Source organism: Halioglobus sp. D3-4 (assembly GCF_055809315.1).
This window is the reverse complement of the sequence record NZ_CM147907.1, coordinates 5,011,918-5,032,266: the sequence shown is the minus strand read 5'-3', so window position 1 is coordinate 5,032,266 and position 20,349 is coordinate 5,011,918. Positions and strand designations below refer to the sequence as shown.

The following is a 20,349-nucleotide window of genomic DNA, read 5'->3' as shown; positions in this document are numbered from 1 at the left end:
TCCTGTGGCAATCTAGACGAGCGGCGCCAAAATCAGCAGCGCTATCGCCAGCGGCGCAATATAGCGCAACAGAAAGCGCCAGAGCGAGAAAAACAACTCAGACTCGCGCGCCAGTTCCAGGCGCAGCGTTTCCGGCCGCAAGCGCCACCCCACCAGCAATGTGGTAAGCAATGCTACCAGAGGCAGCAGCACTCGCGCAGTGAGCGCGTCCAAAAACCCCAGTAAGTTCTGATTGCCGAACCACGCTAAACCCGAGTGCGGCTGAAACGACGAGACTACCGCCAGGCCCAGCAGCCAGACCACGCCACCCACTATCAGCGCAGCGGTAAAGCGCGCCAGGTTCGCCGCTCGCATCACCATGGCCACCGCAGGCTCCATCAGGGCCACGGCTGACCCCAGTGCCGCCAGCACCATCAGCACGAAAAACACCGTACCGGCCAACTCGCCCTGCATCAAATTGCCGAACGCGTACGGCAGGCTGATAAATAACAGACCCGGCCCCGCATTGGGCTCGATATTGTTGGCAAACACAATGGGGAAAATGGCGAGCCCGGCCAGCAGTGCAATCACCGTATCGAACACCGCTACCGCCATAATCGAGCGTGCGATGGGGAGGCGTTGCGGCGCATAAGCACCGTAACTGATACCAGTCCCGACGCCCACCCCCAGTGTAAACAGGGCATGGCCGAGCGCAACCAGCGCCGACTCAAACGAAAAATCCACCAGCCGCGTGGAGAACAGGAAATTTCGCGTAGCCGTCATATCGCCATAATCGAATGCGTACTTCACCAGAAAAGCCAGCAGCGCGAGCAACGCGGGAACCGCCAGCCAGACCAGCGCACCCAAGCCACGGCGCACGCCCAGCACCACGATACCCGCCGTCACCAGCAGAAACAGGCTCTGCCAGTACACCTGCTGCATCGGCTCGGCCAGAAACTGCGCAAAGTGCGCCCCCACTTCGGCGGGGCGCGCGGCGGAGAACAACCCGTCCTGCATGAAGCCGGCGTAGGCCAGCCCCCAACCGGCCACCACAATATAAAACGACAACACCAGCACGCCCGTGAGGCAGGCCAGTGCACCGACCAGCATCCACCCCCGCGACCGCAGCGAACCGTCACACACCCGCCGTATCGCCGCCACCGGGCTGGGGCCGCCGTAACGGCCCAATACCACCTCGGCCACCATCACTGGCGCGGCGATCAGCAACAGACACAACACATAGGTGATAACAAAGGCACCGCCGCCGTACTCGCCGGTGAGATAGGAAAAACGCCAGAGGTTGGCAAGCCCCACCGCCGAGGCCGACAACGCCAGCACAAAGGTGGTGCGGTGCAGCCACCGGCCTGAGGTGTCGGCTTCAGCCACGGGCAGTGCAGAGATAGCGGATTGTCATTGCTCAAGAGTGCCGCAGCCCAGAGAGCCTGACAAGCCTGAAAAGCGCAGGATTCGCTTTCCCCACGTGGCCTTCTCCGTATAATGCGCGCCATGGCCAAAAAGAAAGTAGACAAAAACAGCAATGTGATCGCGCGAAACAAGCGCGCCAGCTTCGATTATCACCTGCTGGACACCTTTGAAGCGGGCGTTGCCCTCAGCGGTTGGGAAGTAAAAAGCCTGCGCATGGGGAAAGGCGACCTGACGGATTCCTATGTGCTGATGAAAGACGGCGAAGCGTGGCTGCTGGGTACCCATATTCTGCCGCTGGACACTGCTTCAACACACTATGTGACCGACCCGACCCGCACCCGCAAATTGCTGCTACACAAAAAGGAGCTGGCAAAGATTCTGGAGGCCACCTCACAGAAAGGCCTAACCTGTGTGTGCACACAGTTGTACTGGAAAAACCATCTGGTGAAGGCCAGAATCGCGCTCGCCTCCGGTAAAAAAGCACACGACAAACGCGATACCGAAAAAGACCGCGACTGGGTGCGCCAGAAGCAGCGCATCATACGCGACAACGTCAAGCAGTAGGCGTACTTCCGCGCTCAAATACAGCAACCACGAACACCACAACAACCAAAAAAAGCCTTTAATAGAAGCACAAAGTCTAAAAACCCGTTTGCGCTTTTGTGCATTCGATACCATAGTAATAGTGCGAGTGGCTGCAGCCGATGCGCTGAATGTCAGCACACCAGACATGGCCTGACATACAGTCATTTGCACATTGGTATACGGTTTAATACCGCCATACTTTCCCATGAAGGAAAGTGCCCGATGCAGGGAACTGCGCGATGCGTTCCCGCACCACCGGGCTCATACCGACAGGCCGCAATCGACTGGTATTCGCCAGTCGGAGGCGGCTTTTTCAATACATGAATTAGTACCTGCGACTCCCCCCACAGGAGATAACCCATCAACCGATCGCAACATGCCGGGCGCGTAGCAAGCAGCGCATCCCACTGATACCATAGCATTCCCTATACTGTTGGTCGGCCGTGCCTGTGAAACGATTAATTTTTGCCGCTGTAGTGATTGTCATCGCCGGAGTTCTGATGATCTGGGGTGACCGCATTCTCGCGCGCACTCTCGATGCAGAACTCGCACCACTGCTGAGCAAGCAGCTCGGACTACCCGTGCAACTCGCGCCGATCAAGGCCGGCATACTGCAGCTGAAAGCCAGCAGCGACAAGTTGGTGATGGGCGACCCGAAAGACCCTGCAGTGGTAGCGACCTCAGTGGTGGTCACGCTGTCCTGGCCCTCCTTGTTGCGCGGCGATGTCCGGCTGGTATATGCCAGTGCCGACGACCTGATGGTGCGCCCCTCCAAATGGCCCAGCAGCGATTCCCCGCTACCGGACAGCTATGAGTTTCTCGACCCCTATCTACCCAGAAACCTTGTGTTCGAGACGGGGCGCTACGTCAGCAACAGCGGCGAGGACTACCCCGTCAACCAGTTCCAATGGGAACGCCATCTTCTCGGCGGCGCCAGTGCCGCCTGGGTGGAAAAACGCGGTGCCGGTGACATCACACTGCAGCTGCAGGTGGCGTCACTGAACAACCTTCTGCAACTCGCACCACTGAACGTTGAATTGGACATCGGCGTGGATGGCAAGGCGGATTCCGCCATTGCAATGAAGGCCAAAATCCAGCCGGGCAAAACGTCCGGCTATGTCATGGATATCACACTGAATGCCGCCGGTATGACCGCGCAGACAACCGCCACCGGAACGAGCAACTGGACACTGCCGGAGACCTCAGAAACATCTATTCCCCTGCTGGATGCCGCGAGACTGGAGCCCCTGTTCGACAGCTATCGCGATACCGATGACAAAACCGATCTCGCCACACTGCTGGCATCGGCCCCGCCGCGACTGGACCTGCCAGCACACAACGGCCATGTGGCGATTGATGAACTGCACCTTCTGGACCTGATCGACAAGGACTCCAGCTTCAATTTCACCACTGGCGCGCAGGGTGTGCAGGTTACCGACCTTACCAGTTATGGCACCGCAGGCATCCTGACGGGGCAACTCGGCATTGTCAGCGACGCGCAGGGCTGGGGCGTGAATGTCGACGCCGCCCTGAAAGCCCGCGAATCAGGCGGCGCTATCGTGCCTCAGTACACCGGCACCGAATGGCTGTTGAGTAGTGGGCACGCCACGCTCAAGGGACAGGGAGATACCTGGGACACACTGCTCAACTCACTGCAGGGGAATGCCGCACTGGCGGGGCACCATCACGGCACCACCGATGTACCGATCGCCGTCACCGCCGAACTGGACAAGCGTCCCGGCCAATTTGCACTGGAAAAGCTGGCTATTTCTCTCGGCAAGGGCCAGCTCAGCGGCTCTGTCGTGCTGTCCGGCGAGGAGCAGCGCAAGCTCAGCATCGACCTGAAAGGCTCCCACCTCGACCTGGGGTTTCTTTTTGACAGACCGGACTCCGAGCCCCTTCCCGGGCTCGCATTACCGGAGTACCTGAATATACTGCCTGAGTTGCAACTGGCCGTAGCACTTAATATTGAAGATCTGCAATCACCCGCCCTGAAACTGCGCGAGGCAACCGCCACACTGGAACGCACCTCGGCCGGCGGCAAGCTGGTCGCCACCGGAAAGGGTACCGACGACGGCGTCCTAAACCTGACCCTGCAGGCCCAGGCATCGCCCAACGAGCCTTCCAACTTTGAACTGAAGGCACAATTCAGCAAACTCGATATCCCCGACATGTTCCGCCAGCAGGGCCTGTTTTACAGTCGCAGTTCCGGCACTTTGAACTTCAGCAGCCAGGGCGATGGCATGAAGGAGGTATTTACTGCGATGCGTGGAGCGGCAAAAGTCTCGGTAGATGTCCGCCCGGACAATAACTGGAAACGACAGCCAAACGCGGTAGAAAAGCTGGAGTTCACCGGTAGCTCGCGTCTGGTGGTTGAGAATGATCGCATCGTGGGTGTTGAAATTGAGAAACTCGACATCGACTCTATCGAGCAGGATTTGACCGGCAACCTCTCCCTCGTGGCCGGGCGCACACCCTGGTTCGTAGCCACGCTGGAATCGGACAAACTGGATGTCGACAGCCTGATAGCGCTACTCCCGGAATCCACCGAGGAAAGCAAGGACACCACGCTGCAACCCACGCTGGAAAAACTCGGCGATGCGCAAGCCACTCTCAGTGTCAAAGCCTTGAACTTGTTTGAACTGCCACTGACAGATGTTGAGGTGGAGGTTGTCTCCGGCAGTGACCTCATCGACCTCAAAAAAATGAATTTCAACTCCAATAACGGCAGTCTGACAAGCCAGGGGGAAATCAGCTGGAAGGACGGTAATGCGAAGCTGGAGGGCACCGCACAAGTCGCCAATATCGATCTGGACCAGTTCCTGATTCACAGCGACGACAAAGCCCACGTGCCTGTCTCCGGCTCGGCAAAGCTGAGTAGTGAAGGTCGCAATATTGGAGAACTAGTGAGCAACCTCACCGGCTATATCAACCTGCAGGCCGTCAATGCGACAAAGAACAGCTCACCGCAGGCACGCCGCCAACTGACCATGAAGGCCACTCGGCTCTCCAACGGCATGGAGGCCGACATCAGCAGTTTGCAATGGGGCGAGACAGAGCTGACCGGCACTGTGCGCTACTATAAGAGCACTCCGCCGATGCTGGACGTGAGCATACACAGTGGCACGCTATCGCTGCTACCCTGGGAAAATGCCTATCTGGAGGAAGACAAAAAGGACAAGACGAAGAAAAAAACCTCTACATCATCAACACTCACCTCCGTCGCAAAAACCAGCGCAGATTATGTCGGCGATGTGCTGCTTGCCCCCCTGCGATTCCTGTCGGATGACGAAGATACCACCAAGCCCGGGGACAAAATATTCAGCAGCGACCCTCTGCCGCTGGATGCGCTGGAAAGCTTCGATGCAAAAGTATCTGCCAAGCTGGACTCGCTGCTAAGTACAGCCGTTACCGCCAAGAACATAACACTGACAGGCGATCTCGCCGCGGGGGAGCTAAACCTCAAGGCCAGCAGCGGCGAACTGAATCAAGGCAGCGGCGACGTCGAAATCGCCTTCAATGCCAAAACTGCACCACCCTCCCTCAAACTGACCAGCACGTTCGAAAATGTGCACGGACTCTCCAGTAAAAACACCTATCCCCGCAGCGGCTTTGTCTCGCTGGAGGGCCAGGGTGACAGCGAGGCGGCACTGGCAGCCACCACCAGCGGCCTCGTCTTCCTGAAGTTGGGCAAGGGGCCCTTCGACTACGCCAACTCCGTGCTTCTGACCGCCAATTTGGCCTCCACCGTGTTCCAGACCCTGATACCCGGTATCGAGAAGAAAAAGCAGGAAGTGCAATGCGGCGTGGCGCTGGCGCTGTTCCAGGACGGCAAGGGCGTTACCCCCTACGGATTCGCCGCTCGCACCAACCAGGCCAACCTGCTGGGCCAGCTACATGTGGATCTCGCCAAGGAGACCATGCAAATGAGCTTCGACTCCAGGGGCCGCGAAGGCGTGGGGATTTCGGTGGGCAGCGTGTTCTCCAACACGGTACAGATCAAGGGTCCGCTCAGCGACCCCGGCATCGTTCCCGATGCCACCGGCCTGCTGTGGCGGGGCTGGGCCGCAGTGATGACAGGCGGCCTGTCCGTGCTGGGTGAAAGCTTGCTCAAACGTGTGTTGGCCAGCGAAAACCCCTGCAAGTCCATCGAAAAGCTAATCAGTAAGGAGGTGTGCCCCACCAACACGATTGCGGCTTCCTCGCCCCTGGTTTGCCCCTCCTAAGGATTTTTTTTGGAATTTGCGGTATACTCCGCGCCACTAACGGGGGCGATTTGGATTCGACGACGGTTGCGAACCCTGAGGTGCATGCCGTGATGGTAGCCAATCACGTTAATCAAAAGCTGCAAACTATTAGTTGCCAATGACGACAACTATGGTGCTCAACTAGCTGCGTAAGCAGCCAAGTGAAGCACTTCTGGCGGATTCGTCCACCAGCGGTCTCTAGCAAGGTGCCAGCCCCGCGCTACTGACTGTCATATAGAACTGGATCGCTGCGAGGTATGTTCTGGGCCAAGCTGCTAAAAACTTACAGAGCTCGCCAAACACGTCCTGCCCGTTGGGCTGTGTGCGGTTAAATTAGTAAACGGAATCTAAGCATGTAGAGCCGAAGGCAGAGTACTGGCGGACGCGGGTTCAACTCCCGCCGCCTCCACCAAGCTGCATGGATCTCCAGACCCACGGAGACCCAATAATCACCATGATAAACAGCAACTTAGGGGCACTTTCCCCGGGTTAGCTGCACCTGCTGAATTGGTCTCCAATGGTCCTGATGGGGCTCCATTTGGGCACCAGAATGACACAGCACGGACACAGACCCCGTGCGACCTCCCTGCTCCACTCCCTCACGATTCAGTTCAGAATGCCTGCCAGCGGACGCTCAGGTTTGGTACTCGTGAATGTGCTGCGTTCCGATACGGCATCTTTCATCGGCACCCCAGCCTCGCAGAAACGCTTGGACGGCACTACGCCTCGATAGCTACGCGCCAGAACCACATTGCAGCGAACACCTGGCTACGCGAAAAGAATGAGGAGCTATACGCAGGAAAGCTCAAACTGACCGGAAGCCTTAAATCTGTACAACGGTACGCCAAAAATATGGCGAAGCAATGTGAAGCTGCACGCCACCGGGGAGACAACTTAGCCGCATGGCATATGAGCAATGACCTGGCTACTGAACACCGACTGAATGTCACTCTGCGTGGCGGAAAATACGCAGAGACCGAGCTCGCTCGACTGACGCAGGAGCGCTGGTGGACTAGCCAACTGGTCCGACTAAAAAATCAGACAATAGAGAACACCCTACGCCAAGTTGGTTCGGTCAATCTGAAAAATGGCCGATATTGCTCTGAGCGAGCAGCCAGACTGTTCGATCTACGCCAAGTCTCATCAATGCAGTACCTTTCGGAGAAGAAGATCTACAACGATTCAGGCGAATCGTATTCACTGCTTCAGCTCTATGAGACAAGTGTTTCCAACCCTGCAATTCGGCGAACAGAATTGATGGTAAGGATTCGCGGTGTGGAGGAAGAAAGCCAAGCCCTTGGTCATACCGGCCTTTTTATTACGATGACTACGCCATCGCGATTTCACGCTTACAATACCAAAGCTAAACCCAATCCCAAATTCGATAGTAGCTCACCAGCCGATGCCCAAGCGTTCCTGAACCATCGTTGGAGACTGATTCGCAGTGCCTACGGTAAGCAGTCCATAGCGCCTTACGGCTTTCGCATTGTAGAGCCTCACCACGACGGCACCCCACACTGGCACCTATTGCTATTCGTTCCACGGGGGCAGCTGGGGGATCTAAAACAGATATTCAAGAAATACCTCTTTAGAGGTGAGGGCCGACATTACATCAAGCACGGCTTGAAAATGGAGGAGATTGACCCAGCTAAGGGCTCTGCTGCCGGGTATATAGCCAAATATATCTCCAAGAATATCGATGGCCGTCACCTGGAGACAGACCTTTACGGGCAGGATGCAGGAGAATCCTCTAGACGGATTCGCGCATGGGCGAGCTTGTGGCGCATCAGGCAGTTCACAGCGATAGGCCAACCGAGTGTGACAGTCTACCGGGAACTCCGGAGGCTTCGTGAGGAATTGACAGACGATCTGGAGCTTGCGCGGGTTGCTGCCGATCAGGGTGAATGGCGGGACTACGTCAGGTTCATGGGCGGCTTCCACCTACCCCGGAGACTACGCCCCATCAAGGCGTACAAAGTCCAGACAGAATCTGTTGATCCTGCCACTGGCGAGATCATCCAAACGACATCGGAGAAGATCAAGGGTCTCGTATTCGATGGCCGCACGTTTATCACCCGAACCCGAATCTGGTCACACAGCCCCCCAATCTCACCGCTCTGCCGGCGAGGGTTTCAGGCATCGCCGCAGGCGCTGCCTGAAATCCGACCCGGTTGAGTGGTAAAGGGTGCGAAGCACCCGCCTTGGACTTGTGTAAATAACTGTACGGAAATGAAAAACAACGAACTGACCAACGAGAGAGCAACGTGAAAGTAAACATACATCAGATTGGAAATTCCGATTCCACGAACTGCTTTGTCCTGCACGAAGCTACAAAGATGCTGAATTGTCATGTCATTCGCAAAGAGCACCTGAATGATGAACACGCTGTCGAAACGATTGGGTTTGTCGCGGGAGTCATCACCTTGAACGACGAAGTCGAGATACTTCTCAAATTCCACAACGCTCTGGAGCAGGTCGGTAAATCGGAATTTGTCGGCAACTACCTGGTCATTCCCAGCGATGGATGATTGCTACTCCATATTCGAGCTTTATGAGAGCAACGACTGCCAGTTTGGTTTTTTCGTCACGAACTGGCGCCCCGTACATTATAAGGTCGAAGTCATCAGCTACGGCTATTTTGTAGGCACGTTACCGCCTAAGCAATGGTTCCCAGTCGAGGTATATCTCAGCCAAGAGACAAACACCTGGCACCACCGCTTTCTCTGTAATTTGTATTCCCTGAAGACGGGAGACCTCGTGAAACAAAACATCGAGATTGTTGCGAATCACGAAAAGCTTTGGCTACCCGCTTAAAGCTGATTTTTAACAATTTGGTTATTGTATCGCCCTCCAATATCTTTCCGGAGGGCGGTGCCTTCTTACGCAAGCGAAACCTATCTGTATTGCGCGGTATCGCGTAACGGTACACCCTGCTTCGAAACATGATCAAAGCTGAAAAGATGCTCGAGGCCTGACCGGTGACATTTGCCTATCAGTCGTCCTCTGAGTTCACGCTTTCCGGGCACGATCTCAAGAGCCGAGCCACATACGTTACATTCACCCTTGTAGGCGACCAGTCGCATCTGTTTGATGCTGGTTCCATTAGCCCGTTTCCGTTCGGTAGGCCGAAGCTCAAAAAAGGCAGTGGGGTGGTGAAGACCGTATAGCCACGTTGGCGCAGGGGCAATCCCATCCTCCAACATTCTCCAAAGAGCCCAGGACAAATTACTAACAGGCATCGCAACCACAGCAGCCAGTATCAAAACGGGGGTAGAAGCTCCGGCAACGATCAGCGAAATGAGACCGGCAATCATGGCCACTCCCGAAAGCAGGATCGCCAAAGGAAGCAGGAACCGAAATCCCTGGAGGTCGATACTGAGTAGAGGCTTGGCCCATGGAAGAGGCTTCTCGAAGTGACTGACTCGATACCTTACATTCGACCCCGGCACCTGGTTCGACAGATCCTCCCCCGATTCAAAAGAATTCAACTCTAGATAATAGTAAGTTTGATGGCGGCCCTTTGTTGGCGTGTTGGCAATTTTTATACGATACCGACAACCCGACTCTTTAAAAGCTTCATCCAGTTCTGCTGCGTGGCTGTCTAGGTAGGCCCGGAAAACCTTCAGATGCCTCCTGATGTAACCCGAGGACTTGGCAGGCTCGGTAGTCCGATCATAGCGCTGCGCCCACTCAACGGCTGTGTACTGCGCATTTTCAACAGCCACCCCGTTCTCCAAGTACTCGCGCGTAGCGCTTAGCAACTCTTCAAACAGCGAAACACACACCTGACTACCTATTTCTGACTGCTTCAGTTGGTCGAGCAGCACCTCAGAGGCTCGCACAATTTCATCAGCATCTGGCTGAATCGCAGTTTTCTCAATCATATCTCACCAGAACCGCTCATTTTTTGATCAATCTACCGGGTATCTACCGGGTAGGTCGGCTGTTTGATGGACAGAGACTAGCCAACTATTGGGACCGGGCCAACCCAATGTGGACCAATTAGGAGGAACTATGAAGTGGGTCACGATAAGACGTTTCGCTGAGCTATCCGGTTATTCGGAGGAGGCAGTGAGAGCAAAAACCAAAAAGGGTGTTTGGAAATACAAGGTGCATTTTCGCAAAGCACCAGATGGTCGAATTTTGATCAACATTGAGGAGATTGAGAAATGGGTAGAAAGTATCCAGGGGTAACCATTAGAGGAAACGGAATTCAAATAGCTTTTACATACAAAGGCACTAGGCACAGAGAATATATACGGTGTGGTAGAAATCCAACAAACTCGGACCTAAGGCTAGCATGGGAGTCGCGCTGTTCCGCACTGCGTGATATAGATCTCGGTAGATTCAAGTACTTGGATCACTTCCCCAACAGCACCAGAGGCAGGAAATATGGTGCTGCGGGAGACCGTGTAACCATCGAGCAGGCTCTGGCCTTCTGGATTAAAAACAACGAAAAAAGATGGTCTCATAGTACACTAAAGGATTACATTTCGGCGATAAATACACATCTGATCCCCAACTTCGGATGTATTCCTTTGAGTCAGCTTACTAAAAAGAAAATTGACGACTGGATCTGCGATCAATCAATTTCCCACAAAAGAATAAATAATGTGCTAACGCCGCTCCGAATGGTTTATAGGGAAGCCTTTTTGTCCGGAGACATCGAACACAATATTATGGATCGAGTACGGAATCTCAAAATCACACCTAGACAACCGAGACCATTTTCGAAGGAGGAGGTTAAGAAAATACTGAACTCACTTGAGGGACAATATAAAACGCTCATTCACTTCGGCTTTTGCTCTGGACTGAGGACCTCGGAACTTATTGCTCTAGAATGGGAAGACATAGATTTCGATACAAGCCGAATTCATGTGAGCAAAGCTATTGTCAAAGGAAAAGCGAAACAACCGAAAACCCATGCTAGCACCCGAGTAGTTGAACTAGACGAAGAGGGGATTAGAATTCTAAGACTTCAAAGATCACTTAATCGATTCGATAAACATGTGTTCCTCGATCCCAAATACCTTAGGCACTGGAAATCTGATCAACCTATTCGTAAAAGAGTTTGGATACCGGCCCTGAAAAATGCAGGTGTAACATATCGCGAACAGTACCAAATGCGCCATACTTACGCATCTACTATGCTGATGCGGAACCGCAATCCAATGTGGGTCGCCAAGCAGCTTGGACATAAAGATTGGGGCATGATAAGAAAAGTTTATGGTCGCTGGATCGACGGCGACTGAAAAAATATTCTACATTAGAATCGGATGATATATGTCAAACCCATATGCAGATCTTGAGCTACATAATGAAAGTGATGTAGAGCAAAAATTAGTGTTTCCAATCCTAACCAGTGCGGAGCCTTTTGGCTTGGGATTCAATCCTACTGATGTTCGAACTAAACACGACATCCGAAAACTCCCAATTGACAAAGGTTCAGGCGGAAAGCTGTACTACCCTGATTACGCTATAGTTTTGGATGGCATCCCCTGTTTAATTATTGAAGCGAAGTCCCCTGGAGAGAATATTTCTGAGGCTTTAAGAGAAGCGAGGCTATATGCTGCCGAGCTAAACTCAAAATACCCTGAAGGCTATAACCCATGCAAAAAAATTATCTCCACTGATGGCGCCAGGTTTCTAGTTGGCTATTGGGATCAAGACCAAGCAGAACTAGAATTGGAGCAATGCGACCTGGACCCCTTATCGCCGAAATTTTCTGAATTTATAGAGTTTGCGGGTAGATATACACTCAAAAACTATGCCAAAGCATTAACCACGGTTCGGGGAGGGAATGCAAGATACTTCAAGCCTGTGCATATGCTAGGAGGAAAAACTGTAATACAAGAAACTGTTGGCGAAAACTCATTCGGTTCAAATTTGTCTCTTGAATTCAAGTATGTATTTAATCCAGATAGTAAAGAGGACCGAAAATCCATTGCCGAAAATGCATACGTGTTTTCCAAGCGAAAGCAATCCCATATCGCTCCTATAGATAAAATTATACGAGCAGCTATGCCTCCAAATATGGTTGATGCAACTCAGCTCAAAGACACGAGAAGACCGTCAGAAATATTAAGTCAGCTCAGTGAGCTTGAAAACATAAAGAACGAGATCATTCTGTTAGTGGGAAGCGTCGGTTCCGGGAAATCCACATTTACTGATTACCTGAAATCAATAGCGCTATCAGACGACATTAAGGCATCCACTGATTGGTTCAATATAAACTTGAATAATGCTCCAATGAGTAATGACTTAATCTATTCATGGGTAGTCCGGCAAGCTACAAAACAATTAGAAGAAAATCATCCGGAAATTGATTTTAGCAGTTTGCAAAAACTCAAGAGCATATACGGGAGAGAATTGGCCGAGCTAAGTAAGGGGCCTGCCGCGCTGTTCGAGGAGGGTTCTGAAAAGTATGCTGAAATAATTTTCAATAAGTTGAATGAACTTGAGTCTGACGAGATTAGGCGTCTTCAGTCGCGATTCGAATACATCTATCAAACTGAGAGCAAATTACCGATTCTTGTTTTGGATAATTGCGACAAAAGAAACAGAGATGACCAGCTTTTGATGTTTCAGGTTGCCACGTGGATCAAAGATACTTTTACATGCGTAATATTTCTTCCTTTAAGAGATACAACTTACGACCTATTTCATTCTGAACCGCCGCTAGACACAGTCATCAAAGATTTGGTATTTCGAATTGACCCCCCACTTTTGGAGTCAGTGATACAAGCAAGGCTAAACTATCTCTCCAGACAAATTACAACCATCGATAGGTCATTTCGATACACTCTATCTAATGGTATGAGGGTTGATTGTTCTCCGCATGAAGTCGAAAGCTACCTCAGAAGTATTAATACCTCTCTCTTTCAAGAACAGATTTTTAGCCGCCTGATAAAGGGACTCGCTGGAAGAAACATTCGAAAGGGCTTAGAGATATTTTTGGATTTTTGCAAAAGCGGCTACATTACTGACGACGAAATTTTTCAAATACGTGCTTCCAGCGGCAGCTACAGATTACAAAAGCAGATAATTTACAAGATACTATTGCGTTCAAAGCGGAGGTATTATGACGATACTTCTGCCAACATAAAAAATCTATTCTTCTCCGACCAGGGCGATGCACTCCCAGACCCATTCGTCAGAATTTCAATTCTAAATTGGTTGAAAATGCGATTTAGGGAACTCGGTCCAAATAGGGCGAAAGGATACCACCAAGTAGAAGATCTTTTGAAAGATCTACAAGCATTAGGTCATTCTGAAGATAGAATAAAACTAGAACTCACAACCTTGATACAAGCAGGTTGTATCGTCACTGAGAGCCAACTAGATACATTTGACGAAATGGACTTACTATCTATTTCTTCTGGTGGTTTTGTCCATCTCGATTTACTCAGAAATATTGAATACCTATCCGCAGTCGCCGAGGATACGCTTTTTAGAGAACCTGATTACGCCAAACAGATAGCAAAAAATTTGACTGGAGAAGGTGCATTTCAGGTTGGCAGTCGGGCTGCAGCCATCAGAACTTGTGAACTACTTATAGAATACATGGACAAGTATCATGACGAATACTTTCCGGAAACCAATGAGGCTATTGATTCAAGACAGCTACAGAGTCTAGTCGACATCGAAACACTAAAGAATTATATTCAAACTGCAGCTGAAAATGATCCAAGGTATTTCAACGCCGCCTCTCTCCAGCAAGATTACCCTCCTGGTTATCAAATTGATGCGACTATAGTATCTATCAAACGTTATGGTTTCTTCGTGCAATTTGGCTTAAAGGGAACTGGTTTGATACACAAGTCAAATTATGGCAACGTTCCTGACAGAGTGTTGGATAAAATGGAAGTAGGTGACAGTGTTATCGTTGAAGTTATACAGTATCACCTCGATCACAATAGGTTCGGGTTGAAGTTAATTGAAATCTAAGTTGCATTGAATATCACAGAGATGACACAAGTAGTCTTATATGCCTGAGAGACTGTAACTAAATCTGTGTAACTGCCTATTATAAACCCAACCATTGGGAGAGGATAGGCACTATGAACAAGAAAGAACTACAGGCGATTGCTCAGGCAGCTGCCAAAAATATCAAGACGGAAGCGGATCTCAATGAGTTCCGCCAGATGCTAACGAAGATCACCGTCGAAACGGCGTTGAACGCAGAACTGGATGATCATCTTGGCTTCGACAAGCACGCACCTTCCAGCGGGGATAATAACCGCAACGGCTATACCAGCAAGACCCTGCAAACCGAAGATGGCCAGTTCGAGTTAGACACTCCACGCGACAGGGCCGGGAGCTTCGAGCCCAAGCTCGTCAAAAAGCACCAGCGCAGATTCACTTCAATGGATGACAAGATCCTGTTCCTGTATGCCCAGGGCATGACTACTCGCGAGATCGTCACCACCTTCAAGGAAATGTACGGGGCCGATGTGTCGGCAGCCCTGATCTCCAAGGTCACTGATGCGGTTATAGAGCAGGTTGTCGAGTGGCAATCCCGGCCTCTGGATGCCATTTACCCCATCGTCTATCTGGACTGTATTGTCATCAAAATCCGGCAGGATAAGAAGGTAATCAACAAAGCCGTTTACCTCGCCCTGGGTGTGAACATGGAGGGCCACAAGGAACTGTTAGGGCTCTGGCTATCGGAAAATGAGGGTGCCAAGTTCTGGCTTAACGTACTCACAGAGCTCCAGAATCGCGGTGTGAAGGATATTCTGATTGCCTGCGTTGATGGCCTGAAGGGCTTTCCGGACGCCATCAGCACCGCCTTCCCGGACACCCAGATCCAGCTCTGCATCGTCCACATGGTACGCAACTCCGTGAAGTACGTACCCTGGAAAGACTACAAGCCGGTCACTGCCGACCTGAAGCGCATATACCAGTCGACGACCGAGGATGAGGCATTGCTGGCACTGGATCAGTTTGCCGAGCGCTGGGATGAAAAATACCCACAAATCAGCAAGTCGTGGCGCTCACACTGGCACAATCTCAACACATTGTTCAGCTACCCGGAAGACATCCGCAAAGCCATCTACACGACGAACGCCATCGAGTCGTTCAACAGTGTCATACGAAAGGCTGTCAAAAAGCGGAAGCTGTTTCCGACTGATGACTCGGCACTGAAAGTGATCTACCTGGCAATCCAGCAGGCGTCGAAAAAATGGACTATGCCGATCCGTAATTGGAAACTGGCACTGAATAGATTTATGATCGAGTTCGAAGAGCGCTTGGCGGATTACATTTAACCCTGGCAGTTACACAGAATTATTTACAGGGTCATGCCTGAAAATATTAGCAAAGATGCGGGTTCAACTCCCGCCGCCTCCACCAATTCAAAACTTCCGGTATGTTTCCTGCAATCAAACTTCAGGAAACAAACCGGGCATAATCTCTGATGCCAACTTTGCCGGAAACGCCATTCTCAATGGCGCTCTCACGCCATCAGATGCCAATATTCCAGCTCCGAGCAAATCCGATACAACTCTCCTGGCCGTGCGGGGAGCCACTTGCAATATATCTTCAACCGAAGCTCTTTTCACTTCTCCCTGAAATAGCACTGAATCCAACAATATTGGAGATTTCTTGTGTAGGGCTCCCTTTTCAATCTGCGCCCTACACCATACTTGAGTTCGATCTCGAACTTTACCCGGGCTAACCAATCCCTCCATGAACTCAACCTGATCGATACACGTAGACAAAAAGTATCGCGTGAAGTCTATCAGGGCCGACTGGCTCAAAGTGCCACGACCATCAAGGTCGCCTCTTCGCTCAGAATCACAGTTCTGCAGTTTAACTTTGTATTCTTGCGATGATCTGGCAAGGCCCCGGGCCGCAGACCACACCCCCCCGGTGTCTAGTAAATCCAGTAGCAGCGCGTGAGACATCAAACGCGCTACTCGGCCATTGCCGTCAACAAACGGGTGGATCCACAATAGACGATGGTGGGAGGCCGCGAGAGAAATGAGCGCTTCCGTTTTCCCCAGCCCCCTATATGAGGTTTCAAAGTAATTGAGAAAGCGCGGGACTGCGCCAGGGCTGATCGCAACGTGCTGCCCGACTTTTACATCCCTTTTTCTAAGCTCTCCTGGCACCACCGATATTCGTTCATCCGAAGAAGAATTCTTCACCCATAGCAACGACTCCGGCAACTGCTCACAGAAGCGCTTATGCATCTCTCGAATACCATCCAACGAAGCGGCGCGCCCCGCCAGCCCACCCGTATCAATCCATTGCTGTACCTCGATATGCGCCCTGGCCTCCAATTGCAGCTCACGCTCCTGTGCATCTTCGCTGTAGTCAGCGTCGAGCGCTCGCTCTATGTCTACCGGATGTGTGTCGTGACCCTCTATCAGGTTGCTGTAATAGCAATTCATCGACCGGACCATATCTGACAGGGCCCTGACCATCCCATCCGGCATGCTTCGCTTGAACCCCTCGGACTTTCTAGCCAAGTCCATCGCCAGATCGACCAACTCCATATATCCGGCAGTTCCAGAAGAAACCTTCATGGGTTCCATTAACGCTGTATCTTCGTCTCTATCCATATTTCTGGCCACTTTTATGGCCACATATTTGGCCACATCCAAGAGCAGATATTATTCAATATAATCAGCAATTTAAGATAGACCAAAAAGAAACTATTACCAATATTTTGGCCACTTTAATGACCTCTTTTCAATTTACACCCGGTTTTATATACCTTATTACGAATATTGCAGGAAACAAGTAACGCCTGGTTGTCTGGATCCACCACGCCTGGCGGGTGGTATACCTCCGTATTGCATAAGCACTCATGTCTCGCATGGCAAGATTGATGCACGCGCAATTCTATTGCCAATGGAGAGGCTGGGACGCCTTGCTGGTGTAATCGCAACCCGCCTTAAACTAAATCGATTACCGCATTATCAGCAGTGGCTGAGCTGGCGTAGAACCAGGATTCCAGCGCGTAGCGGTTCTCGCTCTGGCCTTCATCGTGGCCAGAACGGTGCAGGCTGTAGTGGTCAAAGAACAGGGCATCTCCAGCCGCGAAGTGTGGCTTTTTGAGTGGCGCGGTCTGCGCTATTTCTTCGACAAGCGACGGCGGCACCACCCAGTTAAACTGCGCTTCGCGTGTACCTGTTTCCAGTATGGTCGAGATACGCTTGGGTATTATCGCCATGCCTGGCGCGGCCGTCCCGTCACCACAATCACTCAACGCAACCCACATATTCAGTGCGCGGATGTCTTTGCCCATAAAACGTCCATCCTGGTGCCAACCTCCACCGATACCTTTGCCAACATCGTCGCGAGAGGTGATCAGCCGGAACACCCACTTGCGCGTAGCCAGCACTGCTGGCTCGCCGAAGTAGGCGTCGACGATCGCTTTCATGCGATGTTTTCGATAGATATCCAACACCTTGAAGGAACCCCGTGGAGAATCGATGACCCTGATCGAACCGGTACGCATATAGGTTTTTTTGCTAACTTCGCCGGCAAACGAGACGTGCTTGCCAGGGAAATGAGGCGATGGATAGTACCAGGGATTGTCGGCTGGCTTGGCCTCGTTATCAGACTCGATTTCGACGCGGGCATTCAGCGATGCGTCGACGCAGCCACGCAACTCGGCGGCATCTTGCTGGTCAAAAAAACCGCGTACGATCAGGTAGCCCGCTTCACTGATTGCACGCCTAAGCAACGGCACCGAGAAATCGGCGACATGGACTTCCGGGATGATGCCTTCGCGGATCTCCACATTGCCCGAGATATCGCCCCCAGACTCTCCGACCTCACTGATAACAGCCTCACGCCCATAGCGGTTTTGCAGGCGAAGATCGACCAGTGCGCGCTCTAAAACGGGGTTGTCCCGCTGACGGACGAGCTGGCTCAGCTGGTGCAGAGCCTCGTCTGTGCGGCCATTAGCAGCAAGTTTTCTAGCGCGACTCAGTACGCGGGATGTCTGGATGCGTGAGACAAAATTCATAAAGTAACTGTCTTTGAGCGCTGGTCTTTACAGTCGCGGGAGTATACAGGGCAGTCTAAGTATAAGCGGGATGAAGGCAACATTTCCAACGGATTGGAGCCAATCGGCATGCTGGAATGTTCCTCGACGAGCCCATTGAAAGGATCACGCCGTTCCAGATTGACAGCCCTGACAAAGATTTGATATGCAGAGCGACTAGAAAACGAGTATCGGCGTAGTATACCCAGGCCGCCCAGGCTAACAAATCTATTCCTTAGCCCAGGAAACCCCTGAGATTGACACGTTTCACATATCAGCACTTTTTCACGGAATACACGTAAGTTCTGCGCTACGATATTGAGGATAACCACACAGCGATAATGCTCCGGGACAAAGATCACAGCACCTGAAACCCCGACCAGCATACAGCTGTAACACCGGCATAATATAAATATAGGACAAGGGGGCAGATTGTGATCGCTTTAGGAAGGAACACACTGTTGGCGGCAACGGTTACCGTAATCGCTGCATGCAGTGACACCGATAGCAGTAACAAGAGTGATTACTTCTGGTGGCAGCAGGAGCGGAGCCAGCGTATGGAGGCGCTCGATACTTTTCTCAGCGACAACGCGGCTGAGTTTGAGTCCTTCAGGCTCGCGCCGCTGGCGATCAAGCATGACCTGACCAATTTCGTCGGTTACCAGATGCTAATTTTCCGTCTACTGCCGGAACTGTTTCCGCAGTACTGGGGCACAGCAGATGAACAGTTCAGTCGCTTTGGTCTCGGGCCCGATCCTTACGACCCCGACAATTTCCTGCCACTGGGTTTTGCCTTTTCACTGCCTGCTACAGGGTTTGCTGACCCCAGTGCGAATTATGTCACCTTGAGTTGCATGGGGTGCCATACCGGTGGCGTCACCGATAACAACGGTGAACTGCTGCGAATGATCGGTGCACCCACTCCCCAGACGATGTTTTCACAGTCTACGCTGGACACCGTGAATGATGCAGCATTTACCGCAGCCAATATTCAGGCCGCCATCGAGGCGAAACCGCTAGGTTGGTTTTACGGCTTCGATCCGGACTATCTGGAGCAGGAGATTCAGGAACGCGAATATTACAAGAGCACCGCATTGACTGAGTTCTTCATGGAACAAATATCCATTCCAGCTCAGGCTGTAGAAAAAATCCTTGAAGAAACTGTCGATCTTTACACCTATAACGTGCCGGATCCTGGACTACTGTCAGGCATGCCGGGGTCACTGGATGTCTTCTCTTTCGCGTCTGCCACAAGTGCATCAGCCGCGAATTTGAGCACAACGACAGATCCCACACTGGAAGAAGCGCTACCTCCTGCACCGGCACCGGCTGATATCCCCTCTGTCTGGCAAATGTCTGACCACTATCGCTATCAGTGGGATTTCAGCATTGTGAATCTGTATTACCGCGAAGTCGCAGCATCCTTGACGGTAAGCGGTGGCGACCCAACGGCTGTCAATATGGATAACGTGCTGGAGGCAGCGCCCTTTACCAATGACCTGCCCGCCTACCCGTATCCGTTTGATGTTTCTGAGGAGCGTTATCAACGTGGTGAAGCCATCTACCAGCAGGCGTGTGCAAGCTGTCACTTTGCGGGAAACACGGCTGTAGTAGACCCAGTAGAGGTTGGGACAGATCCAAACCGCGCCGAGGTCCTGACCGATTTTACAGTCAGTTCGCTGATTACCCAGCTGCGCGATGCATGTACTGGTGAGCCGGAATGTTACCAAAGTGATGGCTCCCCCTATCCAGATGACGAGATCGTGAGCCCCACCGGTGGCTATGCCGCTCTGCCTCTGAATGGCATATGGGCATCGGCGCCCTACCTGCACAACGGCTCTGTGCCTACTCTGTATCACCTACTCACAGGCGATCGCCCCGAGACCTTCTATCGAGGCAACTTTGCCTACGATCAAGACTATGTGGGCTTCGTGTGGGACCGCGCAGTGGATACCGACAGGGCCATGCTCTATGACACCCGCAAAGCCGGATACGGCAACAGCGGTCACACTGGCCTTGTGTACAACGGCGGCTACGACTGGGGTGAAGACGAAGACGCCCTGTGGGATCTGCTGGCGTATCTGAAGACGCTATAGCTATAAACCGGCATTG

13 protein-coding genes, 1 other RNA gene and 1 pseudogene are annotated in these 20,349 nt (G+C 52.0%); 11 read left to right on the top strand and 4 right to left on the bottom strand.

What is annotated here, in order from left to right; translation table 11 throughout:
• Positions 1–12: 12 nt before the first annotated feature.
• Positions 13–1,365, bottom strand: a complete 1,353-nt coding sequence (locus AC0L6S_RS22215) for a sodium-dependent transporter (RefSeq protein ID WP_473426287.1) — start codon at positions 1,363–1,365, stop codon at positions 13–15.
• A 120-nt stretch (positions 1,366–1,485) separates the two neighbouring features.
• Between AC0L6S_RS22215 and smpB the strand changes: the two genes are divergently transcribed.
• The 5 genes from smpB to AC0L6S_RS22190 all read left to right on the top strand — a co-directional run bounded on the left by smpB (position 1,486) and on the right by AC0L6S_RS22190 (position 8,764).
• On the top strand, positions 1,486–1,968 hold the full coding sequence (gene smpB, locus AC0L6S_RS22210) for an SsrA-binding protein SmpB (RefSeq protein WP_473426286.1): 483 nt from the start codon (positions 1,486–1,488) through the stop codon (positions 1,966–1,968).
• Positions 1,969–2,438: 470 nt separating this feature from the next.
• Entirely contained in the window at positions 2,439–6,215 is a 3,777-nt protein-coding gene (locus tag AC0L6S_RS22205) for an AsmA family protein (protein WP_473426285.1), read from the top strand.
• Positions 6,216–6,256: 41 nt separating this feature from the next.
• Positions 6,257–6,648: a transfer-messenger RNA gene (gene ssrA, locus AC0L6S_RS22200) on the top strand.
• A 440-nt stretch (positions 6,649–7,088) separates the two neighbouring features.
• Positions 7,089–8,411, top strand: a complete 1,323-nt coding sequence (locus AC0L6S_RS22195; RefSeq protein ID WP_473426284.1) for a replication endonuclease — start codon at positions 7,089–7,091, stop codon at positions 8,409–8,411.
• An 89-nt stretch (positions 8,412–8,500) separates the two neighbouring features.
• Complete coding sequence (locus tag AC0L6S_RS22190) at positions 8,501–8,764, top strand: hypothetical protein (RefSeq protein ID WP_473426283.1); 264 nt, start codon at positions 8,501–8,503, stop codon at positions 8,762–8,764.
• A 366-nt stretch (positions 8,765–9,130) separates the two neighbouring features.
• On the opposite strand, the gene AC0L6S_RS22185 is transcribed toward AC0L6S_RS22190, so the two are convergent.
• Positions 9,131–10,120: a hypothetical protein gene (locus AC0L6S_RS22185; RefSeq protein ID WP_473426282.1), complete on the bottom strand. Its 990-nt coding sequence runs from the start codon at positions 10,118–10,120 to the stop codon at positions 9,131–9,133.
• Between the two features lie 130 nt (positions 10,121–10,250).
• On the opposite strand from AC0L6S_RS22185, the gene AC0L6S_RS22180 reads away from it, so the two are divergent.
• From AC0L6S_RS22180 to AC0L6S_RS22160, 5 genes and pseudogenes are all read left to right on the top strand, one after another.
• Positions 10,251–10,430: a hypothetical protein gene (locus tag AC0L6S_RS22180; RefSeq protein WP_473426281.1), complete on the top strand. Its 180-nt coding sequence runs from the start codon at positions 10,251–10,253 to the stop codon at positions 10,428–10,430.
• Positions 10,406–10,552, top strand: a pseudogene (locus tag AC0L6S_RS22175) (Arm DNA-binding domain-containing protein); the annotation flags it as partial. The gene AC0L6S_RS22180 and the pseudogene AC0L6S_RS22175, both read left to right, overlap by 25 nt.
• Positions 10,553–10,591: 39 nt before the next feature.
• Positions 10,592–11,488 carry a tyrosine-type recombinase/integrase gene (locus AC0L6S_RS22170; RefSeq protein WP_473428678.1) on the top strand — a complete coding sequence of 299 codons (897 nt, stop codon included), beginning with the start codon at positions 10,592–10,594 and terminating at the stop codon, positions 11,486–11,488.
• 31 nt (positions 11,489–11,519) lie between these two features.
• Positions 11,520–14,183 (top strand): type I restriction endonuclease, encoded by a 2,664-nt coding sequence (locus AC0L6S_RS22165; protein ID WP_473426280.1) that lies wholly within the window; start codon positions 11,520–11,522, stop codon positions 14,181–14,183.
• Between the two features lie 113 nt (positions 14,184–14,296).
• Complete coding sequence (locus AC0L6S_RS22160; protein WP_473424331.1) at positions 14,297–15,505, top strand: IS256 family transposase; 1,209 nt, start codon at positions 14,297–14,299, stop codon at positions 15,503–15,505.
• Positions 15,506–15,619: 114 nt separating this feature from the next.
• On the opposite strand, the gene AC0L6S_RS22155 is transcribed toward AC0L6S_RS22160, so the two are convergent.
• Both AC0L6S_RS22155 and AC0L6S_RS22150 read right to left on the bottom strand, forming a co-directional pair.
• Positions 15,620–16,804, bottom strand: a complete 1,185-nt coding sequence (locus AC0L6S_RS22155; protein WP_473426279.1) for a Fic family protein — start codon at positions 16,802–16,804, stop codon at positions 15,620–15,622.
• A gap of 335 nt (positions 16,805–17,139) precedes the next feature.
• The gene (locus tag AC0L6S_RS22150; protein ID WP_473426278.1) at positions 17,140–18,219 is read right to left on the bottom strand and encodes a phytanoyl-CoA dioxygenase family protein; all 1,080 of its coding nucleotides are present in this window, start codon (positions 18,217–18,219) and stop codon (positions 17,140–17,142) included.
• Between the two features lie 452 nt (positions 18,220–18,671).
• Between AC0L6S_RS22150 and AC0L6S_RS22145 the strand changes: the two genes are divergently transcribed.
• Positions 18,672–20,333, top strand: coding sequence for a c-type cytochrome (locus AC0L6S_RS22145; RefSeq protein ID WP_473426277.1), 1,662 nt, complete (start codon positions 18,672–18,674; stop codon positions 20,331–20,333).
• The last annotated feature ends 16 nt before the right edge of the window (positions 20,334–20,349 follow it).